The 640-nt window shown below is 48.8% G+C and carries 6 tRNA genes; all 6 read right to left on the reverse strand.

Annotation, left to right across the window (positions count from 1 at the left end):
- Positions 1–12: 12 nt before the first annotated feature.
- Positions 13–96, reverse strand: a tRNA-Leu gene (locus KQI18_RS14010).
- A 12-nt stretch (positions 97–108) separates the two neighbouring features.
- Positions 109–194, reverse strand: a tRNA-Tyr gene (locus tag KQI18_RS14015).
- An 8-nt stretch (positions 195–202) separates the two neighbouring features.
- Positions 203–277, reverse strand: a tRNA-Thr gene (locus tag KQI18_RS14020).
- A 78-nt stretch (positions 278–355) separates the two neighbouring features.
- A tRNA-Asp gene (locus tag KQI18_RS14025) sits at positions 356–432 on the reverse strand.
- A 7-nt stretch (positions 433–439) separates the two neighbouring features.
- Positions 440–515 (reverse strand) — tRNA-Val (locus KQI18_RS14030).
- Positions 516–521: 6 nt separating this feature from the next.
- Positions 522–595: transfer RNA gene (locus KQI18_RS14035), tRNA-Gly, on the reverse strand.
- Positions 596–640 lie beyond the last annotated feature (45 nt).

Here is a 640-nt window from a genome sequence, read left to right on the forward strand (position 1 = left end):
ATATAAATAAAATGGTGCGGATGAAGGGAGTCGAACCCCCACGCCAAAGGCGCTAGATCCTAAGTCTAGTGCGTCTGCCAATTCCGCCACATCCGCATTTTATTTACTTGGTGGAGGATGGTGGATTCGAACCACCGAAAGCGATGCTAACAGATTTACAGTCTGCCCCCTTTGGCCAACTCGGGAAATCCTCCATGTTTTGTGGAGCTGGTGATAGGAATCGAACCTACAACCTGCTGATTACAAGTCAGCTGCTCTACCGTTGAGCCACACCAGCACAAAATTTAAAATGCATTACATATTATTTAGTTATTAAATTAATTATTAATCCTTATTAATTTAGCGACAATTAATTTGGCGACCTGGAAGGGGCTCGAACCCTCGACCTCCAGCGTGACAGGCTGGCATTCTAACCAACTGAACTACCAGGCCGCGTAATTGGTGGGATTAACAGGGCTCGAACCTGTGACCCCCTGCTTGTAAGGCAGGTGCTCTCCCAGCTGAGCTATAATCCCACGTTTTGGAGCGGGTGAAGGGGATCGAACCCTCACAGCCGGCTTGGAAGGCCGGAACTCTACCATTGAGCTACACCCGCATATTTAATTGGTGACCCGTAGGGGAATCGAACCCCTGTTACCGC

The organism is Metaclostridioides mangenotii (assembly GCF_018917235.1).
GTDB lineage: Bacteria > Bacillota > Clostridia > Peptostreptococcales > Peptostreptococcaceae > Metaclostridioides.